This is a genomic window from Streptomyces sp. NPDC028298 (genome assembly GCF_055565895.1).
The window spans coordinates 298,011-318,173 of the sequence record NZ_JBVHTL010000004.1 but is presented as its reverse complement, the minus strand read 5'-3'; the positions used below and the strand labels follow the sequence as shown (position 1 = coordinate 318,173).

At 72.2% G+C, this 20,163-nt stretch carries 19 protein-coding genes; 6 read left to right on the top strand and 13 right to left on the bottom strand.

Features of this window, described 5'->3' with window-relative positions; translation table 11 throughout:
- Positions 1-12: 12 nt before the first annotated feature.
- Together ACZ4TO_RS20475 and ACZ4TO_RS20470 are read right to left on the bottom strand one after the other, a co-directional pair.
- Entirely contained in the window at positions 13-765 is a 753-nt protein-coding gene (locus ACZ4TO_RS20475; protein ID WP_468024917.1) for a polysaccharide deacetylase family protein, read from the bottom strand.
- On the bottom strand, positions 762-1,745 hold the full coding sequence (locus tag ACZ4TO_RS20470; RefSeq protein WP_382793060.1) for a polysaccharide deacetylase family protein: 984 nt from the start codon (positions 1,743-1,745) through the stop codon (positions 762-764). Before ACZ4TO_RS20470 ends, ACZ4TO_RS20475 begins: the two co-directional genes overlap by 4 nt.
- A gap of 91 nt (positions 1,746-1,836) precedes the next feature.
- Between ACZ4TO_RS20470 and ACZ4TO_RS20465 the strand changes: the two genes are divergently transcribed.
- Positions 1,837-3,030, top strand: coding sequence for a THUMP-like domain-containing protein (locus tag ACZ4TO_RS20465; protein WP_468024916.1), 1,194 nt, complete (start codon positions 1,837-1,839; stop codon positions 3,028-3,030).
- A 94-nt stretch (positions 3,031-3,124) separates the two neighbouring features.
- Here the strand turns inward: ACZ4TO_RS20465 and ACZ4TO_RS20460 are convergent, their stop codons facing one another.
- The 5 genes from ACZ4TO_RS20460 to ACZ4TO_RS20440 all read right to left on the bottom strand — a co-directional run bounded on the left by ACZ4TO_RS20460 (position 3,125) and on the right by ACZ4TO_RS20440 (position 9,010).
- The gene (locus ACZ4TO_RS20460; protein ID WP_468024915.1) at positions 3,125-4,408 is read right to left on the bottom strand and encodes an RNA polymerase sigma factor; all 1,284 of its coding nucleotides are present in this window, start codon (positions 4,406-4,408) and stop codon (positions 3,125-3,127) included.
- A gap of 44 nt (positions 4,409-4,452) precedes the next feature.
- On the bottom strand, positions 4,453-4,809 hold the full coding sequence (locus ACZ4TO_RS20455) for a YciI family protein (RefSeq protein ID WP_037626905.1): 357 nt from the start codon (positions 4,807-4,809) through the stop codon (positions 4,453-4,455).
- 197 nt (positions 4,810-5,006) lie between these two features.
- On the bottom strand, positions 5,007-6,068 hold the full coding sequence (locus ACZ4TO_RS20450) for an LCP family protein (protein WP_468024914.1): 1,062 nt from the start codon (positions 6,066-6,068) through the stop codon (positions 5,007-5,009).
- A gap of 110 nt (positions 6,069-6,178) precedes the next feature.
- Entirely contained in the window at positions 6,179-7,573 is a 1,395-nt protein-coding gene (locus ACZ4TO_RS20445) for a glycoside hydrolase family 10 protein (protein ID WP_468024913.1), read from the bottom strand.
- A gap of 408 nt (positions 7,574-7,981) precedes the next feature.
- Positions 7,982-9,010 carry a LacI family DNA-binding transcriptional regulator gene (locus tag ACZ4TO_RS20440; RefSeq protein WP_355765732.1) on the bottom strand — a complete coding sequence of 343 codons (1,029 nt, stop codon included), beginning with the start codon at positions 9,008-9,010 and terminating at the stop codon, positions 7,982-7,984.
- A gap of 138 nt (positions 9,011-9,148) precedes the next feature.
- Here ACZ4TO_RS20440 and ACZ4TO_RS20435 point away from each other — a divergent pair, with 138 nt between their 5' ends.
- From ACZ4TO_RS20435 to ACZ4TO_RS20420, 4 genes are read left to right on the top strand one after another with little or no spacing between them, the layout of a single operon-like run.
- Entirely contained in the window at positions 9,149-10,456 is a 1,308-nt protein-coding gene (locus ACZ4TO_RS20435) for an ABC transporter substrate-binding protein (protein ID WP_382793044.1), read from the top strand.
- Positions 10,453-11,367: a carbohydrate ABC transporter permease gene (locus tag ACZ4TO_RS20430; protein WP_382793041.1), complete on the top strand. Its 915-nt coding sequence runs from the start codon at positions 10,453-10,455 to the stop codon at positions 11,365-11,367. Before ACZ4TO_RS20435 ends, ACZ4TO_RS20430 begins: the two co-directional genes overlap by 4 nt.
- 4 nt (positions 11,368-11,371) lie before the next feature.
- Complete coding sequence (locus ACZ4TO_RS20425; protein ID WP_468024912.1) at positions 11,372-12,271, top strand: carbohydrate ABC transporter permease; 900 nt, start codon at positions 11,372-11,374, stop codon at positions 12,269-12,271.
- Positions 12,272-12,321: 50 nt separating this feature from the next.
- Positions 12,322-14,628: a beta-xylosidase/alpha-l-arabinosidase gene (locus ACZ4TO_RS20420; protein WP_468024911.1), complete on the top strand. Its 2,307-nt coding sequence runs from the start codon at positions 12,322-12,324 to the stop codon at positions 14,626-14,628.
- Between the two features lie 61 nt (positions 14,629-14,689).
- On the opposite strand, the gene ACZ4TO_RS20415 is transcribed toward ACZ4TO_RS20420, so the two are convergent.
- Genes ACZ4TO_RS20415 through tsaB form a run of 4 tightly spaced genes read right to left on the bottom strand, consistent with a single transcriptional unit; the run spans position 14,690 to position 17,178 of the window.
- Positions 14,690-14,941 carry a hypothetical protein gene (locus ACZ4TO_RS20415; protein ID WP_468024910.1) on the bottom strand — a complete coding sequence of 84 codons (252 nt, stop codon included), beginning with the start codon at positions 14,939-14,941 and terminating at the stop codon, positions 14,690-14,692.
- Positions 14,938-16,041 carry a tRNA (adenosine(37)-N6)-threonylcarbamoyltransferase complex transferase subunit TsaD gene (tsaD, locus tag ACZ4TO_RS20410; RefSeq protein ID WP_382793030.1) on the bottom strand — a complete coding sequence of 368 codons (1,104 nt, stop codon included), beginning with the start codon at positions 16,039-16,041 and terminating at the stop codon, positions 14,938-14,940. The genes ACZ4TO_RS20415 and tsaD overlap by 4 nt, the downstream gene beginning before the upstream one ends.
- A complete protein-coding gene (gene rimI, locus ACZ4TO_RS20405) occupies positions 16,034-16,507 on the bottom strand; it encodes a ribosomal protein S18-alanine N-acetyltransferase (RefSeq protein WP_382793503.1) in 474 nt (157 codons plus the stop codon). The genes tsaD and rimI overlap by 8 nt, the downstream gene beginning before the upstream one ends.
- 17 nt (positions 16,508-16,524) lie before the next feature.
- On the bottom strand, positions 16,525-17,178 hold the full coding sequence (gene tsaB, locus ACZ4TO_RS20400; RefSeq protein WP_385049848.1) for a tRNA (adenosine(37)-N6)-threonylcarbamoyltransferase complex dimerization subunit type 1 TsaB: 654 nt from the start codon (positions 17,176-17,178) through the stop codon (positions 16,525-16,527).
- Positions 17,179-17,288: 110 nt separating this feature from the next.
- Here tsaB and ACZ4TO_RS20395 point away from each other — a divergent pair, with 110 nt between their 5' ends.
- A complete protein-coding gene (locus tag ACZ4TO_RS20395) occupies positions 17,289-17,846 on the top strand; it encodes a hypothetical protein (RefSeq protein ID WP_385049851.1) in 558 nt (185 codons plus the stop codon).
- Between the two features lie 581 nt (positions 17,847-18,427).
- Here the strand turns inward: ACZ4TO_RS20395 and tsaE are convergent.
- Positions 18,428-18,961 (bottom strand): tRNA (adenosine(37)-N6)-threonylcarbamoyltransferase complex ATPase subunit type 1 TsaE, encoded by a 534-nt coding sequence (tsaE, locus tag ACZ4TO_RS20390; RefSeq protein ID WP_355765753.1) that lies wholly within the window; start codon positions 18,959-18,961, stop codon positions 18,428-18,430.
- Entirely contained in the window at positions 18,927-20,162 is a 1,236-nt protein-coding gene (locus ACZ4TO_RS20385) for an alpha/beta fold hydrolase (protein WP_382793020.1), read from the bottom strand. Before ACZ4TO_RS20385 ends, tsaE begins: the two co-directional genes overlap by 35 nt.
- Between the last annotated feature and the right edge of the window lies 1 nt (position 20,163).

The window sequence follows — 20,163 nt, the reverse complement described above, 5'->3', positions numbered from 1 at the left end:
TGGCGTAGCCGACTAGAGGTAGTTCTCCAGGCGCGCCAGGGTGAAGCCCTCGCGCTGGATGCGGCGGAGCAGGCGGAGCGTGGCGCCCGTCAGATCGGGTTCGGCCGGGCCCGAGAGGATGTCGCCGGGCCGGAGCGGTCGGGTGTCGGCCGTCCTGCCGAGGACGATGGCGGCGACCCCGCAGTCGGCGGCGGCGCGCAGGGTGGTGTCGTCGTACCTGCCGTACGGGGGCCGCAGCAGCCGGGGCCGGACGCCGAAGCGCCGCGCGAGCTTGTCCTGTTGCCCGCAGATCTCGGCGCGCTGGCCGGCGTAGGGCAGGCCGCGCAGGGTGGCGTGGTCGACGGTGTGGTTCTGCAGGCTCGCGCCGACCGAGCGCAGCCGGGCGAGCCGCCCGTACCCGGGTCCGGCGACCCGGTCCGTGAGGAACATGCTGACCGGCAGGCGCAGTTCGCGGACCATGTCGGCGAACCGCGGGTCGCGCTCGGCCCCGTCGTCGTACGTCAGGAAGACCACCTTGTCGCGGGTGCGCACCTGGTTCACGACGGGCGGCAGGCCCGTGTCCGCGGTGCGCGCGGTGGTCCGGGCGGTCACGGCCGGCGCGGGGGCGAGCGGACTGGCCAGGCCCCAGCGGTGGTACGCCGACTCCGTCGGGTGCACGCGCTGGGCGGCCTTCTTGCCGAGCCTCTCGATGGGGTCGACGGACTGCGCGCACCCGCTGAGCAGCGCCGCCACGAGCAGCCCGGCGGCCGGCGCCCGCAGCCTCACAGGTAGTCCTCCAGGCGTGCGACCGCGTACCCCTTGGCGGTGACCGTCCTCAGGAAGCGGCGGACCATGTCGGGCATGGTGCCCTTCCATTCCCCGCGGCCCTGGAAGTGGGTGAGGACGATGTCGCCGGGGTGCAGGTCCTGGTCCTCCTCGCGGTACTCCCAGTGGTCGGCGAAGACCTCCTCGTTCCAGATGGGCGCGTACCTGATGCCGCAGGACCTGGCGGCGCGCAGGGTGTCCTGGTCGTAGTTGCCGTAGGGCGGGCGGAAGACGGTCGGCCGTCTGCCGAACTGCTTCTCCATCACGTCCTGCATGCCGCAGATCTCGTGCTTCTGCCGGGCGTAGGACAGCGCGGGCAGATAGGGGTGGTGCAGCGTGTGGTTGTTGAGCGTGACGCCCCGGTCGCGCATCTTCCGGAAGTAGCCGTAGTCGTCCTTGACGAGGAAGTCGCTGAGGAAGGCGGTGTACGGGATCTTCAGGTCGCTCATCATCCGCAGGAACGCGGGGTCCTTCTCGGCGCCGTCGTCGACGGTGAGGAAGACGACCTTGTCCTTGGTGGGGACGGTGGTGAAGACCGGCGGCAGCCCCAGTTCCCGCTGGTCGTCCACCTCGAACCCCTTGCGGGCCTCGATGACCGGCTTCCTGGCGGGCGGTGCCGGGGGCGTCAGCGGCACCGCCTTCAGGCCCCAGCGCCGGGCGACGGCGGCGCGCCGGGCCTGCGCCGCGCCGAGCCGGGAGGCGTACGCGGCGAGGGCGGCCGCGGGGCCTTCAGGGAGCACGGCCCGCGGGGCGTGGGCCGGTTCGGCGCTTCCGCGCCCGGCCCGACCTCCGCCCCCGGCCCCTTCCCCGGACCGCGTGGCCGGGACGGCGCCGGTCCCGGCGCAGCCGGAGGCGAGGAGGACGAGGGCGAGCACGCCGACTCCCCAGCGCGCACCAGCCCCGTTTGCGCCGGTTTTATCATTTTGTCGTACGGGTCGCATGGAGCCGGATCCTCCCAGCTCACCCCTCCCGCGAGGGCCCCGACACCGCCGCCGGAAGCACACCGTCCACCGACTGGCCCACAATGGCCGGGTGAACGACGTCTCCTTCGCCCCCCTCCTCACCCCCGAGGGCCGCGCCCTGCTCGACGAGGTCCGCGCCACGGAACCGGCACAGGAACTGGCCGTCGCCACCCGGCTGCGCCGCGAACACCCGGCCGACCTGGTCTCGGCGGCCCTCGGCCAGGCACGGCTGCGGCAGCGGGCGGTGGCGAAGTTCGGCGCCGAGGACGCCGGACGGATGTTCTTCACCCCGAACGGGGTCGAGCAGTCCACCCGGACGAGCGTGGCCGTGCACCGCGCCGAGCGGCTGCGCGTGCTGGGGGTCCGCTCCGTCGCCGACCTGTGCTGCGGCATCGGCGGCGACGCCATCGCGCTGGCCCGCGCCGGGATCCGCGTGCTGGCCGTCGACCGCGATCCGCTGACGGCCGCCGCCGCCCGTGCGAACGCCGACGCGCTGGGGCTCGCGGACCTGATCGAGGTGCGCGAGAGCGACGTCACCGAGGTGGACACCACGTCGTACGACGCCGTCTTCGTGGACCCGGCGCGCCGGGGCGGCCGGGGCCGGATCTTCGACCCGGAGGCGTACTCGCCGCCGCTGTCCTGGGCGGTCGGAGCGGCCCTGGGCGCACGGGTCGCCGCGCTGAAGATCGCCCCCGGCATCCCGCACGAGGCGGTCCCCGCCGAGGCGGAGGCCGAGTGGATCTCGGACGGCGGGGACGTGAAGGAGGCGGTGCTCTGGTTCGGCACGGAGCCCGGCCTGGTGCGCGCCACCCTGCTGCCGGGCCCGCGCGACCTGCGCGGACGCGGCCTGCCGGATCCCGGGGTCAGGGCGGTCGGGCGCTATCTGTACGAGCCGGACGGCGCCGTCATCCGCGCGCACCTGGTCGCCGAGGTGGCCGAGGAACTGGACGGCGGACTGATCGACGAGACGATCGCCTACGTCACGGCGGACACCCTGCGCCCGACGCCGTACGCCTCCGCGTACGAGATCACCGATCAACTCCCGTTCAACGTGAAGAAGTTGAAGGCACTGCTCCGGGAGCGGGAGGTCGGTGTCCTGACGGTGAAGAAGCGCGGCTCGGCCGTCGAGCCGGAGGAACTGCGCCGCAAGGTGAAGCCGCAGGGCCCGCACTCCGCGACGGTGTTCCTGACCCGGGTGGCGGGCGCCCCGACCATGCTGGTGGGGGCACCCGCCAGGCCGCCCGCCGCCGACGGCGGGCACTGAGCGGACCGAGGTCCGGCCCGGCGAGGTGGACGAACCCGCTCGGCGTGCGCATCCGTGCCGATCACCAGGAGAACGGGGTCACCGCACGGGAACCTCACGACTCCCGCAGCCCGCGCGCCCGCGCCTCCAGCATCGTGCGTTCCCGCTCGTTGCGCGCCAGCGCGGCCGCCCGCTCGAACTCCGCGCGGGCCTCCCGCGTCCGTCCGAGGCGGGCGAGCAGGTCGCCGCGCACGCTCGGCAGCAAGTGGTAGTCGCGCAGGGCCGGTTCGCCGGCCAGGCCCTCGACGATGACGAGCGCGGGCCCGGGGCCCTCGGCCATCGAGACGGCCACCGCGCGGTTCAGCTCGACCACGGGGGACGGGGAGCGGGCCGCCAGCAGGCCGTACAGGGTGGCGATCTGCCGCCAGTCCGTGTCCTCGTAGGTGTAGGCCTGCGCGTGGCAGGCGGCGATGGCGGCCTGGAGCGCGTACGGCCCGGGGCTGCCGGTGGCGACGGCGTTCGCCCGGCCCAGGGCGGCGAAACCGCGGTGGATCAGCATGCGGTTCCAGCGGCGGCGCCGCTGGTCCTTGAGCAGGACGGGCTCGCCGCCGGGCCCGGTGCGGGCGGCCGCCCGGGACTCCTGGAGTTCCAGCAGGGCGGCGAGGCCGTGCACCTCGCTCTCCTTGGGCATCAGCTCGGCGAGCACGCGGGCCAGCCGCAGCGCGTCCTCGCACAGCGCGGGGCGGAGCAGGTCGTCGCCCGCCGTGGCCGCGTACCCCTCGTTGAAGACGAGGTAGATGACCTCCAGCACGGACCCGAGCCGCGCCTCGCGCTCGGGCCCGTACGGGACTTCGAAGGCCACCCCCTTCGCCGCCAGCGTGCGCTTGGCCCGCACGATGCGCTGGGCGACCGTCGCCTCCGGGACGAGGAAGGCGCGGGCGATCTCGGACGTCGTCAGGCCGCCCAGGAGCCGCAGGGTGAGCGCGATGCGGGCCTCGGCGGACAGGACGGGATGGCAGGCGGTGAAGACCAGGCGCAGCAGGTCGTCGTCGATGTCGTCCGGGTCGGAGGGTTCGTCGAGGTGGTGCGGCGCGGACAGCGAGAGGTCCCGTCCGACCTCCTCCAGCTTGCGCGCGTACCGCTCCCGGCGGCGTACGAGGTCGATCGCCCGGTGCTTGGCGGTGGCCGTCAGCCAGGCGCCCGGGTTGTCCGGCACCCCGTCGCGCGGCCACTGCTCCAGTGCCGCGACCAGGGCGTCCTGCGCGAGTTCCTCGGCGATGCCGACGTCACGGACGATCCGGGCCACGCTCGCGATGATGCGGGGGGACTCGATGCGGTAGATGGTCTCGACGGCGGTGTCGACACCGCCGTCGGGTGCTCGGGTGGGCTGCTGTTCCACAACTCCCCATGAGACACCCACGGCGGCGCCGGGCCAAGGAGCGCTCAGCCCTCGGCGATCTCCCGCACCTCACAGGTGACCGTCCAGTGCTCCTCGTGCACCTTCAGGAAGCGCTTGGTCCACTCCAGGGCCTCGGCCATGTCCTTGCACTGCATGATCGCGTAGCCGCCGACGACCTCCTTGGACTCGGTGAAGGGCCCGTCGGTCACGGACAGCTCGCCGCCCGAGTAGTGCACGCGCTTGCCCTGCGCGCTGGGCGTCAGGCCCTCGGTCTGGAGCATGACGCCGGCCTTGGTGATCTCCTCGATGAGCTCGCCCATCCGCTGCATCAGTTCGGGGCTGGGGCCTTCGGCGGGCGCGGTGCGCTCGTCGATCTGGACCAGGGAAAGGTAGCGGGGCATGGTGACTCCTCGTATCGGTGCTACGCGGAGGCGGGGCTTCTCCCTGCCTCTCACCTGTGCGTCGAACGGGCGGAACCCGGATCGACACACGCCCCGAGAATTCTCCGGAACTATTTTCCGGGGCCCCGCTCATCCACGTCTCCGCAGGTCGTACGGCGGTTGCGCGCCTCGTGACGCCGCCCCTGGCGCCGGGCCGGTCAGCGCAGCGACGTCCACAGCTCCTCGGCGGCCGGTTCGCGGGCCACCACCCGGTTGGGGTCGGACGGAGCCGTCGCGACCGGCATCATCACCGTCTTCACGTCGTCCGCGGACAGGCCCTTCAGGCTCTGGCCCAGGTTCGTCAGTTCCTTGAGGGAGTCGAGGCCGGTGTCCGTGGTCAGGCTGGAGGTGACGGCGTCGGCGACCTGGTAGAGCTTCGCGGGGTCGGTGAGCAGGTCGGTGCCGGCCATCTGCTCCAGCAGGGCCTTGACCAGCTTCTGCTGGAGGCCTATCCGGCCGAGGTCGCTGCCGTCGCCTATGCCGTGCCGGGTGCGGGCCAGGGCGAGGGCCTGCTTGCCGTTCAGGTGGTGGGTTCCGGCGTCGAGGTGCAGATGGCTCTTGTCGTCGTCGATGTCCTGGTCGGTGGTGACGGTGACCCCGCCGAGGGCGTCCACCAGCTTCGCGAAACCGGCGAAGTCGATCTCGATGTAGTGGTCCATCCGGACGTTCGTGATCGACTCGACCGTCTTCACGGCGCACACCGGACCGCCCACCGCGTAGGCGCTGTTGAACATCGCGCCGTACGCCACCGCCGTCGATCCCCCGGACGGCAGCGGGCAGGACGGGCGGGTGACCAGCGTGTCCCGGGGGATGCTGACGACCGTGGCCGTGGTGCGGCCCGCGTCGATGTGCACGACCATCGCGGTGTCGGAGCGCGCGCCGGAGCTGTTCCCCCCGCCGAGCCTCGCGTTCGCCTTGCCGCTGCGCGAGTCCGAGCCGAGGACCAGGATGTTGAGGGCCTCGGTCGGCAGCGGCGACGGGGACGCCGAGGCGGAGGCCGTGGCCGAGGGCGTCACCACCGCCTTGGCCGGGCGGTCGTCACCGAGCGCGCTGTTGATGTCGACGCTGGTGATGTTGTGGTTCAGATGCCAGTACGCCCAGCCCGCGGTGCCGGCGCCCACCACCAGCAGTCCCGCCAGGGTGAGGCCGGCGGCCTTCAGCACCCGCGACCGCCGGCCCCGCCGTCTGATCCCGTCGCCGCTCTCGTCATGTCCCGTCACGGACAGGAACGTAAGTCCGAATTATTAGGGGATTGTTAGGGACGGTGACACACGACGGTTTTCTTCGAAGAATCTCATCCTTCTTACCCTCCTCAGCCTCCTCAGCCTCCTCAGCCGAGCGTCACCGTGGGCGGCGGATTGCTCCCGCTCCAGGACGCGTTGAACCCGAAGGTCACCGAACCGCCGTCCGGGACGGTCCCGTTGTAGGAGGCGTTGGCACAGCTCACGGCCGCGCCGCTCTGGGTGCAGGTGGCGTTCCAGGCCTGCGTGATCCGCTGGCCCGCGCCGTACGTCCAGTTCACCTTCCACGAGGACAGCGCGGCCCCGGAGCACGCGATGCGCACCTGCCCGGTGAATCCGGTGTTCCACTGGCTCTGGACGCTGTACGTCGCCGTGCACGCGCCCGTGGGCGGCGGGGTCGTGGTGCCTCCGCCGAGCGAGGCCGCGATGGCGTCGTACGCCGGTTTCGGCACGTAGTTCTCGTCGTACGGGGTCGCCGCGCCGTAGCCCGAGAAGACGTCCGGGATCCAGGAGTCGGAGTCGGTGAAGCCCCAGACGGTCACGCCGTAGCAGCGGGTCACGGCGACGCAGGCGTCGAGGACCGCCTTGTAGTCGGCGGCCTGCTGGGTCAGCTTGGCGCTGTCGGAGGGCAGTTGCATCCGGATGTCCAGCTCCGTGACCGCGACGTCGACGCCGAGGTCGGCGAAGCGCTGGATGTTCTGCTGGAGGGTGCCGGGGACCTGGCCGACGATGAGATGGGCCTGGAGACCGACGCCGTCGATCGGGACGCCGCGCGCCTTCAGGGACTTGACCAGGTTGTACAGGGCGGTGCTCTTGGCGTTGACGCCCTCGACGTTGTAGTCGTTGATGTAGAGCTTGGCGCTCGGGTCGGCGGCGTGCGCCCAGGTCAGCGCCTGGGCGATGTAGTCGGCGCCGAGGCCGTTGTACCAAAGGGTCGAGCGGTAGGTGCCGTCCTCGTTGAAGGGCTCGTTGACGACGTCCCAGGCGGCCAGCTTGCCCTTGTAGCGGGTGACTTCGGTGGTGATGTGGTCCTGGAGCAGACCGCTCAGCTCGGCGGTGGTCCAGGTGCCGTTGGTCAGCCAGTTCGGGTTCTGGCTGTGCCAGACCAGGGTGTGACCCCTCACCTGCTGGTTGTGGGCCTGCGCGAACGCGACGATCTGGTCGGCCTCGGCCCAGTTGAAGCTGCCCCGGGTGGGCTCGACGGTGCCCCATTTCATCGCGTTGCCCGGGGTCAGCGAGTTGAACTGGCCGCCGGCGATGTCCCCGTACGTCCCGGTCAGCTTGGAGCCGGTGACGGCGGTGCCGATGACCTTGCCCTTGGCGGCGGCGAGGTCGCGCAGCGGGGTGCCGGCGGCGTGCGCCGTGGTGCCGGCCGCGAGCAGGGCGGCCACCGTCAGGGCCCCGGTGAACAGGGCGGCGACGCGGCGGTGCAGGGGGCCGCGTAAGAGGTGGGTTCGGGAGGGGCGGGTTCGGGAGGTTCTCATGGCGGGTGCCTCCGAAAGTTTCGGTCGTCCAACCGATTGACTTCGCAGGAGTGTGGAGCCGGATGCCCCACCCGTCAATACGGCCTCCCGGCCCCGCAGGAACGACCTGCCCCCCGGGGAACCCCAACCGCTACCTTCGCCCCCTCCGCCCCTACCCGACCCAAACCTGGGGCTCCGCCCCAGACCCCGCTCCTCAAACGCCGGAGGGGCTGAAACTTTCGCCGGCCGGGGCTGAATCCTGCCGGAACCGTCCGGATCACGCACCCGCAGCCGGGATCCGGCGCGAGGGGACGTGCCGGTACATCAATGGCCGTCGCCACCGACGGTCACTCCTCACCCAACGGCGACGGGCTGATGCACCGGCACGGCCCCGACCCACCCACCGGACGGGAACCGCGCCCACCGGCATCACGCCGGAGGCGCCCCCGTGCTGCTGCGGACCACCAGGCTCGTCGCCAGTTCCATCCGCGTCCCCGCCGAGGGCCGCTCCTGGCGGCTCAGGTCGAGCACCAGCTTCGCCGCCGCCTCGGCCATCTCCGTCAGCGGCTGCCGCACGGTCGTCAGCGGCGGCCCCACCCAGCGCGCCACCGGCAGATCGTCGAAGCCGACGACACTGAGGTCCTCGGGGATGCGCAGCCCCAGCTCGCGGGCCGCCTCGTAGAGGCCGAGCGCCTGGAGGTCGTTGCCGGCGAAGACCGCGGTGGGCCGGTCGGGGCGGCGCAGCAGTTCGAGGCCGATCCGGTGACCGGCCTCGTGGTGGAAGTCCCCGGCGACGATCAGCGAGGGGTCGACGGGCAGCCCGGCCGTCTCCAGCGCCGCACGGTAGCCGTCGACCCGCGCCCGGCTGCACATCATCCGGGACGGCCCGCTGATGGCGCCGATCCGGGTGTGGCCGAGTTCGACGAGGTGACGGGTGGCGGCGAGGCCGCCCTGCCAGTTGGTGGCGCCGATCGAGGGCACGTCGACACCGGGGTCGCCGGCCGGGTCCATCACCACGAACGGGATGGACCTGCTGTTCAGCAGGGCGCGCTGGGAGTCGTCGAGCCCCGAGAGGACGAGGACCACGCCGTGCGGGCGGCGGGCGGCGACCTGGTCCGCCCAGGTGCGGCCGGGGGTGAGCCGCCCGGCGGACTCGGAGAGCACCACGCTGAGGCCGGCGTCGCGGGCGACGTTCTCCACGCCCCGGATGACCTCCATCGCCCAGGCGCTCTCCAGCTCGTGGAAGACCAGGTCGATCAGCGGTGAGCGGGAAGCCTCGGCGCGGCGGCGCCGGTAGCCGTAGGCGTGCAGCAGCTCCTCGACGCGGGAGCGGGTCGCGGGGGCGACATCGGCTCGGCCGTTGAGGACTTTCGAAACAGTCGGAGCCGAGACCCCGGCCTCCCGGGCGATCTCGGCCAGCGTCGCCGTCTGTGCTTCTGCGGACTTCCCAGGCTTCATGGCGGCGATCGTATCTCTGCGCGACCCCTTGACGGGCCCATCGGATCGTCTTACCTTCCCGGAACATTCGAAAAATAACTCGAAACATTCGCGATGGATCATCGGCGATCCTTCGCGCCTACCGAGAGGTGCCGTCCTATGGAGTCCTACAGCAGACGTTGGTTCCTCGGCGCGGGCACGGCTGCCCTGGCCTCCGTCGGCGGGCTCACCGCCTGCGGCTCCAGCGGCGGCTCCGGCGCCGACGGGACGCTCACCGCGTTCGTCTACGGTGACGACGCGGCGAAGATCCAGGTCAAGTCCGTCAACCGGTTCAACGCCTCGGCCGCCGCGAAGAAGGCCAAGGGCACCATCAAGCTGCAGAAGGTGCCCGCGACCGACTACCCGGCCAAGCTGCGCACGGCGATGGGCTCGCCCAACGCCCCCGACGTGTTCTTCAACTGGGGCGGCGGCTCCATCAAGGCCTACCGGGAGGCCGGCCAGCTCGTCGACCTGACCGACGTCATCACGTCCGACGCGGTCCTCAAGAGCGGCTTCCTGCCGTCGGTGCTGGCCTCGGGCGGACTGGACGGCAAGAACTACGGCGTGCCGATGCGCGGCATGCAGCCCGTGATCCTCTTCTACAACAAGACCGTCTTCGAGGAGCAGAAGCTCCAGCCGCCCACCACCTGGGACCAGTTGCTGGACATCAACACCAAGCTCAAGAAGGCGAACATCACCCCGTTCGCGCTGGGCGGGGCGGACATCTGGCCCGAACTGATGTGGCTGGAGTACCTCGTCGACCGGATCGGCGGCCCCCAGGTCTTCGAGAAGATCAAGAACGGTGACGCCTCCGCCTGGGGCGACCCGGCCGTCCTCAAGGCCGCCCAGACGGTCAAGGAACTGATCGACGACGGCGCCTTCGGCAAGGGCTACAGCTCGGTGGGCTACGGCAACGGCGGAGCGCCCGCGGTCTTCGCCAAGGGCAAGGCGGCGATGCACCTGATGGGCTCGTGGGAGTACTCCACGCAGCTCGGCAAGTTCCCCGACTTCGCCAAGAAGAACCTGGGCTGGTGCGCCTTCCCGAAGTTCGAGGGCGGCGCCGGCGACATCCGCAACGTGGTCGGCAACCCGACCAACTACTGGTCGGTGAACGCTCACACCTCCAACAAGGACGCGGCGATCGCCTTCCTGCGGGACTCGGCCTCCCTGGCCTACACCAAGGAGCTGATCGCCAACGGTGACGTGCCGGCCACCTCGAACGCGGCGGACCTCCTGGACGCCTCGCCGAACCCGGAGTTCGCCAAGTTCCAGTACCAGATGGTGCAGCAGGCCCCGGCGTTCACGCTGAGCTGGGACCAGGCGGTCGACCCCGACGTGTCGACGCCGATGCTCACCGAGGTCAACAAGCTGTTCGTGGGCAAGTCCTCGCCGACGCAGTTCGTGTCGGCGCTCAAGGAGCTGAAGTGAGCCTCACGCAGGTCAAGGGCGGCCCGCGGAACGACGCGGGCCGCCCCCGCTCCGCCCGGCGCAACAGGGCCGGCCGCCCGAGCGCGGCACTGGCCGTTCCCGGCGTCCTGTTCTTCGCGTTCTTCGCCCTCGCCCCGATGGTCCTGGCCTTCTACCTGTCGTTCACCAAATGGAACGGCCTGGGCGACCCGGAGCCCGTCGGTCTGGCCAACTGGCGCAAGCTGCTGAGCGACGACCGGCTGGGCCAGTCGCTCACGGTCACCGTCGCGCTGACCGTGGTGAGCTGGGCGTTCCAGACGGTGATCTCGCTGCTGCTGGGGGTCTGGGCGGCGGGCCGGCAGCGCAATCGCGCGGTGCTCTCGGCGATCTTCTTCGTGCCGTTCCTGCTGTCGTCGACGGCGATCTCGCTGCTGTTCTACGCCCTGCTCGACCCGAACTTCGGCATCATCCACAAGGACACCCTCGGCACGACCAGCGGCGCGTTCCTCGCGATCGTGTTCGTCGGCGGCTGGCAGTTCATCCCCTTCCACACCCTGATCTACCAGGGCGGGGCACGGCAGATCCCCGAGGTGCTCTACCAGGCCGCGGCGATCGACGGGGCCGGACGCCTGCGGCAGTTCTTCTCCATCACCCTGCCGCAGCTCCGCAACACCGCGACGACGTCGAGCGTGCTGATGATCGTCGGTTCGCTGACGTACTTCGAGACGGTCCTGATCCTCACCCAGGGCGGTCCGGGCACCGACACGGCGATCCTGCCGTACCTGATGTACGAGGCCGGCTTCAAGAGCTACGACTTCGGCTACGCGAGCGCCGTCGCCTCCTTCCTGGTGCTCGCGGCGACCGCGTTGTCCCTGCTGATGGTGAAGCTGTCCGGCTTCGGCGCGATGCGCAGTACCCGGGAAGGGATGTGACGCCATGTCGCACGACACTCTGCCCCGTCCCGTGAAGACGGACTCCGCCCCGGCCGCCGGGCGGCCCGCGCCCCGCCGCAGGCACTGGACCCGGCGCGCCAACCCGCTCGCCGGGGCCGGAGCGCTGATCTGGCTGGCCGTCGTGATCGTCCCGATCTACGCGATGATCTCGGCCTCGCTCACCCACCAGGACGAGGCGCTGGGCCACAACGCCCTGAAGCCGCCGTCCCGTCCGACCCTGGACAACTACAACACCGTCCTGCACAACGGCTTCGGCCACCTGCTGTGGAACACGGTGCTGGCGGCCGCCGGGGTCGTCCTGATCGTCCTCGTGCTGTGCGTCCCGCTGTCCTACGTGGCCGTACGGACCCGCAGTGTCTGGTCGGGGGCCGCGTTCCGGCTGTTCCTGCTGGGCGTGGCGATCCCGGCGCAGGCCGTCGTGGTGCCGCTCTACCTGATGATCGCCAAGCTGAACCTCTACGACAGCCTGCTCGCGATCGTCCTGCCGACCGCCGCGTTCGCCATGCCGGTGTCGGTGCTGATCCTCACCGGCACGCTGCGGGACATCTCGGAGGAGATGTACGAGGCGATGGCGCTGGACGGCGCGTCCACCACCCGGATGCTGTTCCAGCTCGTCATCCCGATGGCCAAGGGCGGCATCAGCACCGTCGTCATCTTCTCGGCGCTCCAGGCCTGGAACGGCTTCCTCTTCCCGCTGATCTTCACCCAGTCCGACGGGCCACGGGTGCTGACCCTCGGTCTGTTCAACTACGTGAGCGAGTTCGGCGTGAACATTCCCGCGATCCTCGCCTCCGTCGTCCTCTCCGGTGTCCCGATCTTCATCGTGTACCTGGTGGCCCGCCGCGCGCTGGTCGGCGGCCTCATGGGTGTGGGCGGCAAGTGAACGTGTACGACCAGGGGCGCACGAACCCCCCTTTCCCCGACAGGAGTTCCATGACCACCGCTCCCTGGCGCGACCCCGCCCTGCCCGCCGCGACCCGCGTCGACGACCTGCTCTCCAGGATGACCCTGGAGGAGAAGACCGCCCAGCTGTACGGCGTGTGGGTGGGCGCCGCCACGGACGGCGGCGGAGTCGCCCCGCTGCAGAGCGAGATGGCCTCCTCGTACGACTGGGACGAGCTGATCACCCGCGGGCTCGGCCAGCTCACCCGCTCCTTCGGCACCGCCCCCGTGGACCCGGCGCTGGGCGCGCAGGCCCTTGCCCGCGCCCAGCGCCGGATCGCCGAGGCCGGCCGCTTCGGCATCCCCGCGGTCGCCCACGAGGAGTGCCTGGCGGGCTTCACCGCCTGGCGGGCGACGGCGTACCCGGTCCCGCTGTCCTGGGGCGCCACCTTCGACCCGGCGCTGGTGGAGGAACTGGGCCGGCGCATCGGCGACGACCTGCGCTCGGTCGGCGTCCACCAGGGCCTCGCCCCGGTCCTGGACGTGGTCCGCGACCTGCGCTGGGGGCGGGTGGAGGAGACGATCGGCGAGGACCCGTACCTCGTCGCCACCGTCGCCACCGCCTATGTCCGCGGCCTGGAGTCGGCCGGGATCGTGGCCACGCTCAAGCACTTCGCCGGGTACGCGGCCTCGGCCGGCGCCCGCAACCTGGCGCCGGTGCGGGCGGGGGTGCGCGAGCTCTCCGACATCACGCTGCCGCCGTTCGAGATGGCGCTGCGCGAGGGCGGCGCCCGGTCGGTGATGGCCGCCTACAACGACACGGACGGCGTCCCGGCGTCGGCCGACCCGTATCTGCTGACCGAGCTGCTGCGCGAGGAGTGGGGCTTCACCGGCACGGTGGTCTCGGACTACTTCGGTGTCGGCTTCCTCCAGAGCCTGCACCGGGTGGCCGGCAGCGAGGCGGAGGCGGCGCACAAGGCGCTGGAGGCCGGCATCGACGTCGAGCTGCCGACGCTGAAGTGCTACGGCGAGCCGCTGGTGGCCGCCGTCCGCGCCGGCACCGTCCCCGAGGCGCTGATCGACCGGGCGGCCCGCCGGGTGCTGCTCCAGAAGTGCGAACTCGGCCTGCTGGACGAGGACTGGAGGCCGGAGACCGGCCTCCCCGTCGACCTGGACTCCGCGGGCAACCGGGCGCTCGCCCGCAGACTCGCCGAGGAGTCGGTGGTCCTGCTGGACAACGCGGACGGCGTGCTGCCGCTGGCCCCGGACACCCGCATCGCGGTGATCGGCCCGCGCGCGGACGACCCGCTGGCCATGCTCGGCTGCTACTCGTTCCCCTCGCACGTGCTCGCGCACCACCCCGAGGTGCCCACCGGTGTGGACATCCCGACCGTGCTCGGCGCGCTGCGCGCCGAACTGCCGGACGCCAAGGTGACGTTCGCGCAGGGCTGCGGGGTCTCCGAGCCGGACCGGTCCGGTTTCGAGGAGGCCGTGGCGCGGGCCGCCGAGGCCGACGTGTGCGTGGCGGTGCTCGGCGACCGCGCCGGGCTGTTCGGCCGGGGCACCTCGGGCGAGGGCTGTGACGTGGCCGACCTCGGCCTGCCGGGCGTGCAGGGCGAGCTCCTGGACGCCCTGGTCGCCACGGGGGTCCCGGTGGTCCTGGTGCTGCTCACCGGCCGCCCCTACGCGCTGGGCCGCTGGCAGGAGCGTCTCGGCGGCGTCGTCCAGGCGTTCTTCCCCGGCGAGGAGGGCGGCCCCGCGCTGGCGGGCGTGCTGTCCGGCCGGGTCGGCCCGTCGGGCCGGCTGCCGGTGAGCGTGCCGCGCGACCCGGGCGGCCAGCCGTGGACGTATCTCCAGCCGCCGCTGGGCCTGAAGGGCGAGGTCAGCAACCTGGACCCGACACCGCTGTACCCGTTCGGCCACGGCCGCTCGTACACGTCGTTCGCCTGGGAGGCGGCCGAGGTCCCCGAGGCGGAGATCGGCACCGACGGCTCGTACGACGTGTCGGTGACCGTCCGCAACACCGGTGAGCGCGCGGGTGCCGAGGTCGTCCAGCTCTATCTGCACGACCCGGTGGCCTCGGTGACCCGGCCTGACGTGCGGCTGATCGGCTACCGGCGGCTGGAGCTGGCACCGGGCGAGGCCCGCCGGGTGACCTTCCGCTTCCACGCGGACCTCTCGGCCTTCACCGACCGCGCCGGCACCCGGATCGTCGAACCGGGCGCCCTGGAGCTGCGGCTCGCCGCCTCCAGCGCGGACGTGCGCCACACGGCCCGGCTGCGTCTGACGGGTCCGGTACGGCGGTTGGGCACGGAACGGCGTCTGCGCTGCGAGACCGAGGTCGCCGAGGTGTCCTGACCCGGCGGCCGGCCGGTGTGTCCCGTGCCCGCACGGGGCGCACCGGCCGTTCGGCCGTTCGTCAGCCCACCGACTCGAAGCGCCACCTGTGGACGGCCCGGGAGACCAGCTCGTCGTCGGGATCCGGCAGTTCGGGAAGCTCGGCGTGGTACTCCGCTTCCCACCAGGTGATGACGAGGACCCGGTCCTGCGGGGCCCGGAGGATCTCCTGGCGCGTCGGGCTCCCGGGGATCTTGTGCCCCCGCACCCAGGCGAGCAGGTCCTCGCCCCGGCCGGCGGCGGCCCGGGCCTCCCACATCACGGCGACGGTCACGGGTACAGGTTCTCCTTGGCGACCTCGTGCACGTGATCGTGCGTGTGCGCGTGCCCGCGCCCCGGCACGTGCGGATCCGTCACCGGCAGCGAGGAGTCCGCCGACAGGTCCCAGTCGGACGCGGCCCGGTTGCGGGCGACCATCTCGGCACCCAGCGCGGCGACCATCGCGCCGTTGTCCGTGCACAGCTTGGGGCGCGGCACCCGCAGCCTGATCCCGGCGGCCTCGCAGCGCTCCTGGGCGAGCACCCGCAGCCGCGAGTTCGCGGCCACGCCGCCACCGATCATGAGGTGGTCGACGCCCTCGTCCTTGCACGCGCGGACGGCCTTGCGGGTGAGCACGTCCACGACGGCCTCCTGGAAGGACGCGGCCACGTCGCGCACCGGGACCTCCTCCCCCGCCGCCCGCTTGGCCTCGATCCAGCGGGCCACGGCGGTCTTGAGACCGGAGAAGGAGAAGTCGTAGGCGGGATCGCGCGGCCCGGTGAGACCGCGCGGGAACGTGATGGCGTTCGGGTCGCCCTCCTTGGCGTACCGGTCGATGACCGGGCCGCCCGGGAAGCCGAGGTTCAGCACGCGCGCGATCTTGTCGAACGCCTCGCCGGCCGCGTCGTCGATGGTCGCGCCCATCGGGCGTACGTCGGAGGTGATGTCGGTGGACAGCAGCAGCGAGGAGTGACCGCCGGACACCAGCAGGGCCATCGTCGGCTCGGGCAGCGCGCCGTGTTCGAGCTGGTCCACGCAGATGTGGGAGGCGAGGTGGTTCACGCCGTACAGCGGCTTGCCCAGCGCGTACGCGTACGCCTTCGCGGCGGAGACCCCGACGAGCAGGGCCCCGGCGAGCCCGGGTCCGGCGGTGACCGCGATGCCGTCCAGGTCCCTGGCCGACACCCCCGCCTCCTTCAGCGCCCGCTCGATGGTCGGGACCATCGCCTCCAGGTGCGCGCGGGACGCGACCTCCGGGACGACGCCGCCGAAGCGCGCGTGCTCGTCGACGCTCGACGCGATGGCGTCGGCGAGCAGGGTCGTGCCGCGGACGATGCCGACGCCGGTCTCGTCGCAGGAGGTCTCGATGCCGAGGACGAGGGGTTCGTCAGCCATGGGTCTCTGTTCCTTGTACGGAGGTCGATGGGTCGTGCAGCCGCATCACCAGGGCGTCGATGTTCCCCGGCTGGTAGTAGCCGCGCCGGAAGCCGATGGGCTCGAAGCCGAAGCGCTCGTACAGCTTCTGCGCACGGACGTTGTCCACGCGGCACTCGAGCATCACCTCGGCGCAGTCGAAGTCGCTCGCGGCCCGCAGCAGTTCGGTGAGCAGCCGGCCGCCGAGGCCCGTGCCCCACTGGTCCTGCCGCACCGCGATCGTCTGCACGTCGCCCAGGTCTCCCGAGGCGGCGAGCCCGGCGTAGCCGACGAGCGCGTCACCGTCGCAGGCGACCAGATAGCGCCGGGTCGCCTCCGCCCCTCGGGCGTGGGCGAGTTCGGACCAGAACATGCCCCGGGACCAGGCGTCGACGGGGAAGAGTTCCTTCTCCAGCTCCAGTACGGGATCGATGTCCCACCAGCGCATCTCGCGCAGCACGGCGGTCACTTGGGGGTGACCACCTTGTAGTTCTTGGGCACCTGGGCGTCCGGGCGGCGCAGATACAGCGGCCTGGGTGGCTCCAGTTCCTCGCCCGCGGCCAGCTTCTCGGCGGCCAGGGAGGCGAGGGCCGCGGCCGAGACGTTCTCGGGGGCGCGGGCGTCCGGGAAGGTGTCGGGGTACAGGAGGGCGCCGGCGCCGACGGCGGGCAGCGCGGTGACCGTCCCGTCGATCTCGGCGGGGCGGTCCACGGCGGGCTCCGACAGCCGCGTACGGCGGTCGGCGTACCGCGCCCAGTAGACCTCCTTGCGCCGGGCGTCCGTGGCGACGACGAACGGCCCCTCCACGTCGGCGGCGTAGGCGAGCCCGTCGAGGGTGCAGACACCGTGCACGGGCACGCCGAGGGCGACTCCGAAGGTGTCGGCGGTCATGAGGCCGACGCGCAGCCCCGTGTAGGGGCCGGGGCCGACGCCCACGACGATGCCGGTGACGGCGTCCAGCCTGAGGCCTGCCTCGGCGAGCACCCGGTCGACGGCCGGCAGCAGCAGCTCTCCGTGCCGGCGCGCGTCCACCTGGCTCGACGAGGCGATGACGGACGTGCCGTCGTGCAGGGCGACGGTCACTGCGGGGGTGGCGGTATCCAGAGCGAGCAAGAGCACGCAAACAGCGTACGGCGCCGGAGCCCGACGCAAGGCCGCCCGGGACTCCCGTCCCTCGGCTGCTACCGTCAGCGCAAGGACGTACGAAGGTCGAGAGGTGGGCACACAAGGTGGCTAGGAGCAGCTCGGGAATCGTGGCCGGGCTCACCGTGGCGGCGCTCGCGGCAGTCGGCTTCCTCGCCTTCCAGGCATCCGCGAACGTACCGGACACCCTGGGCAAGCCGGCCGCGAGCGTGTCGGCCGAGCCCTCCGCCTCCAAGGCCGCGCCCAAGGCCAAGAAGGACCCCGCCGCGCTGCCGGCCGCGTCCGGCTCCGGTGTGCGGGTCGTCTACTCGACCGGCGCGGACCGGGTCTGGCTCGTCGGCGCGGGCAACAAGGTGAAGCGCACCTTCGAGGTCACCCCGGGCACGGTCGACCCGGCCGTCGGCACGTACGCCGTCACGTCGCGGACGGGAGCGACCCCCGGGTCCGACGGGACGCAGATCGAGCACGTCGTGCGGTTCACGGAGGTCGACAGCGTCTCGGTGGGCTTCAGCGCCGCGGTGAGCGGCTCCACGGAAGCCCCCGACCCCGAGAAGAAGGTCGGCGGCATCCGCGCCTCGCGCGCGAACGGCGACGCGATGTGGGCGTTCGCGACCGTCGGCGCGAAGGTCGTCGTCGTCAAGTGACGAGCGACGACGGCGCCCGGCTCCGCGCGAGCGTGAGGGGCGCCGCGTCCGGCTCGCTGCGGCCCCGCGCGAGCGCCTGAGGCGCCGCGTCCGACTCGTGGGGCCCGCTCGAACCGTCGGGGCGGCCGACCGGGCGGCGGCGTCGAACGCCCCGTGTACGCGTCAGGCAGCCCTGCGCGGGCTCTGCGCGTCGGGGTCGCCCAGAGGGGCCCGGGGCGGCCTGGAGACCGCCTCCGCCGCGGCGCACGCCGCCAGCAGATCCCTCATCGACACCCCGGCCACCGCGCGCGGCGCGGCCGGCACGTCACGTTCTGAAGCAGGCACTGCGGCCGACTCCGATGCCGACATGGACGCCTCCTCGGGCTCCGGGGGCAAGCGTGGTTAGGTAGACCTAACCACGTACTGATGTCCATGTGACCACGGCCGGGACACCGAACGCAACGTTTTGCCGACGTCCTGTCGGAAACGTTGGCCGAATGTACGAGCGAGCGCCGCCCGGACCGCGCACGCGGGCGGGTCGGGCGGTGGACGAACGCGGGTCGGGCGGCGGACGAACGCGGGTCGCGCGCCGGTGGAAGGGGTCAGGCGGCGAGGACCGTCAGGTCGGCGGCGGCCCAGCGCCGTCCGAGTCCCGTGACCGTCACGTGCCGCACCTCGTCGGTGGTGTCCCCGACGGCCCGGTGGATGACGACGTGCAGCCGGTCGTCGGTCAGCTCCTCGACCTTGCCCTCGCCCCACTCCACGACGATCACGGAGTCGGAGAGCGAGACGTCGAGGTCGAGGTCCTCCATCTCGTCGAGCCCGCCGCCGAGGCGGTACGCGTCCACGTGCACGAGCGGCGGCCCGTCACCGAGGGAGGGGTGCACACGGGCGATGACGAAGGTCGGTGAGGTGACCGCGCCGCGGACGCCGAGCCCCTCGCCGAGTCCGCGGGTCAGCGTGGTCTTGCCCGCGCCGAGCTCGCCGTTCAGCATCACGAGGTCGCCCGCGCGCAGCAGTTTGGCCAGTCTGCGGCCCAACTCCTTCATCTGCTCGGGAGAGTTGACGGTGATCTGCACGCCGACGCCGTCCTGGGCGGGCTCAGCCGGGTTGTGCGCTGCTGCTGGTGCTTCCATAGCCACCCACGGTAGCCCCTGCCGGCACGGCTCCGGCCCGCACGAGGAGGTCGGCGAGGCGGTCTATGACGACCTCGGGGTGCTCCAGCATGACGAGGTGTCCGGCGTCCGGGACGAGCACCAGCTCGGCGTCCGGCAGCAGGTCGGCGATCGCCTCGCTGTGCTCGCTCGGTGTCACCAGGTCCTTGACCCCGGCGAGGACGAGGACGGGCATCTCGGCGAAACGGGCCAGCGCGGCGGCCTTGTCGTGCTCGGTGAACGCCGGGTAGAACTCGGCGACCACGTCGATCGGCGTGCCCTCGATCATCCGCTCGGCGAACCGCTCGACCGCCGGATCGACGTCCCGGCCCGCGAACGAGTACCGCTTGATCACCCCGGCGAACAGGTCGGCCGTGGCCCGCCGCCCCCGCTCCACCAGGGCCGCCTGCTGCCCCAGCGCCTTCAGCACACCGGGGAGCACGCGCCGCACGGCGGCGACGCCCGCGACGGGCAGCCCGAAGTTGACCTCGCCGAGCCGCCCCGAGGACGTACCGACCAGGGCGACGGCGACGACCCGGTCGCGGATCAGCTCGGGGAACTGCTCGGCCAGGGCCATGACGGTCATGCCGCCCATGGAGTGCCCGACGAGCACGATCGGGCCCTCGGGCACCGCCGCCTCGATGACGGCCAGCAGATCGCGGCCGAGCTGGTCGATCGTGACCGGCTTGCGGTCCTCCAACTGGGCGACCCCCCGCCCGGACCGGCCGTGGCTGCGCTGGTCCCAGTGCACGGTGCGCACGACACCGCGCAGGGCGGCTCGCTGGAAGTGCCAGGAGTCCTGGTTGAGGCAGTAGCCGTGGCTGAAGACGACGGTGACGGGGGCGGGTGCCTTGCGGCCGAAGAGCCGGCGCCGGCGCGGGGCGAGCGAGGCCTCCGGCTCGGCCTCGTCGACCTCGTAGTACAGCTCGGTGCCGTCGTCCGCGTAGGCCTTGCCCGGCGTGCCGCGCAGGGAGCCGTACGGGCCGGTGGAGTCGAGGGCGAGGCGGGCCTTCTTGCGCATGCCGCGTCCGACCGTGAGCCGCTCGATCGCCACTCCGGCCGCGGCGCCCGCCGCGACCACGCCTATCGCGGCGCCGGCGACACCGGCCCGTCGCCAGTTCCCGGCGGAGGCTACGGCCGTCGAGGCCGCGCTCACGACAGCCTCCGCACTGGTCTCGCTCACG

Coding starts and splice junctions, on each gene's coding strand:
- ACZ4TO_RS20470 (WP_382793060.1), bottom strand. CDS start 1,745: ATGCGACCCGTACGACAAAATGATAAAACCGGCGCAAACGGGGCTGGT.
- ACZ4TO_RS20445 (WP_468024913.1), bottom strand. CDS start 7,573: ATGAGAACCTCCCGAACCCGCCCCTCCCGAACCCACCTCTTACGCGGC.
- ACZ4TO_RS20425 (WP_468024912.1), top strand. CDS start 11,372: ATGTCGCACGACACTCTGCCCCGTCCCGTGAAGACGGACTCCGCCCCG.
- tsaE (WP_355765753.1), bottom strand. CDS start 18,961: ATGGAAGCACCAGCAGCAGCGCACAACCCGGCTGAGCCCGCCCAGGAC.
- ACZ4TO_RS20455 (WP_037626905.1), bottom strand. CDS start 4,809: ATGCCCCGCTACCTTTCCCTGGTCCAGATCGACGAGCGCACCGCGCCC.
- rimI (WP_382793503.1), bottom strand. CDS start 16,507: ATGCGCTGGTGGGACATCGATCCCGTACTGGAGCTGGAGAAGGAACTC.
- tsaD (WP_382793030.1), bottom strand. CDS start 16,041: ATGGCTGACGAACCCCTCGTCCTCGGCATCGAGACCTCCTGCGACGAG.
- ACZ4TO_RS20440 (WP_355765732.1), bottom strand. CDS start 9,010: ATGAAGCCTGGGAAGTCCGCAGAAGCACAGACGGCGACGCTGGCCGAG.
- ACZ4TO_RS20435 (WP_382793044.1), top strand. CDS start 9,149: ATGGAGTCCTACAGCAGACGTTGGTTCCTCGGCGCGGGCACGGCTGCC.
- ACZ4TO_RS20420 (WP_468024911.1), top strand. CDS start 12,322: ATGACCACCGCTCCCTGGCGCGACCCCGCCCTGCCCGCCGCGACCCGC.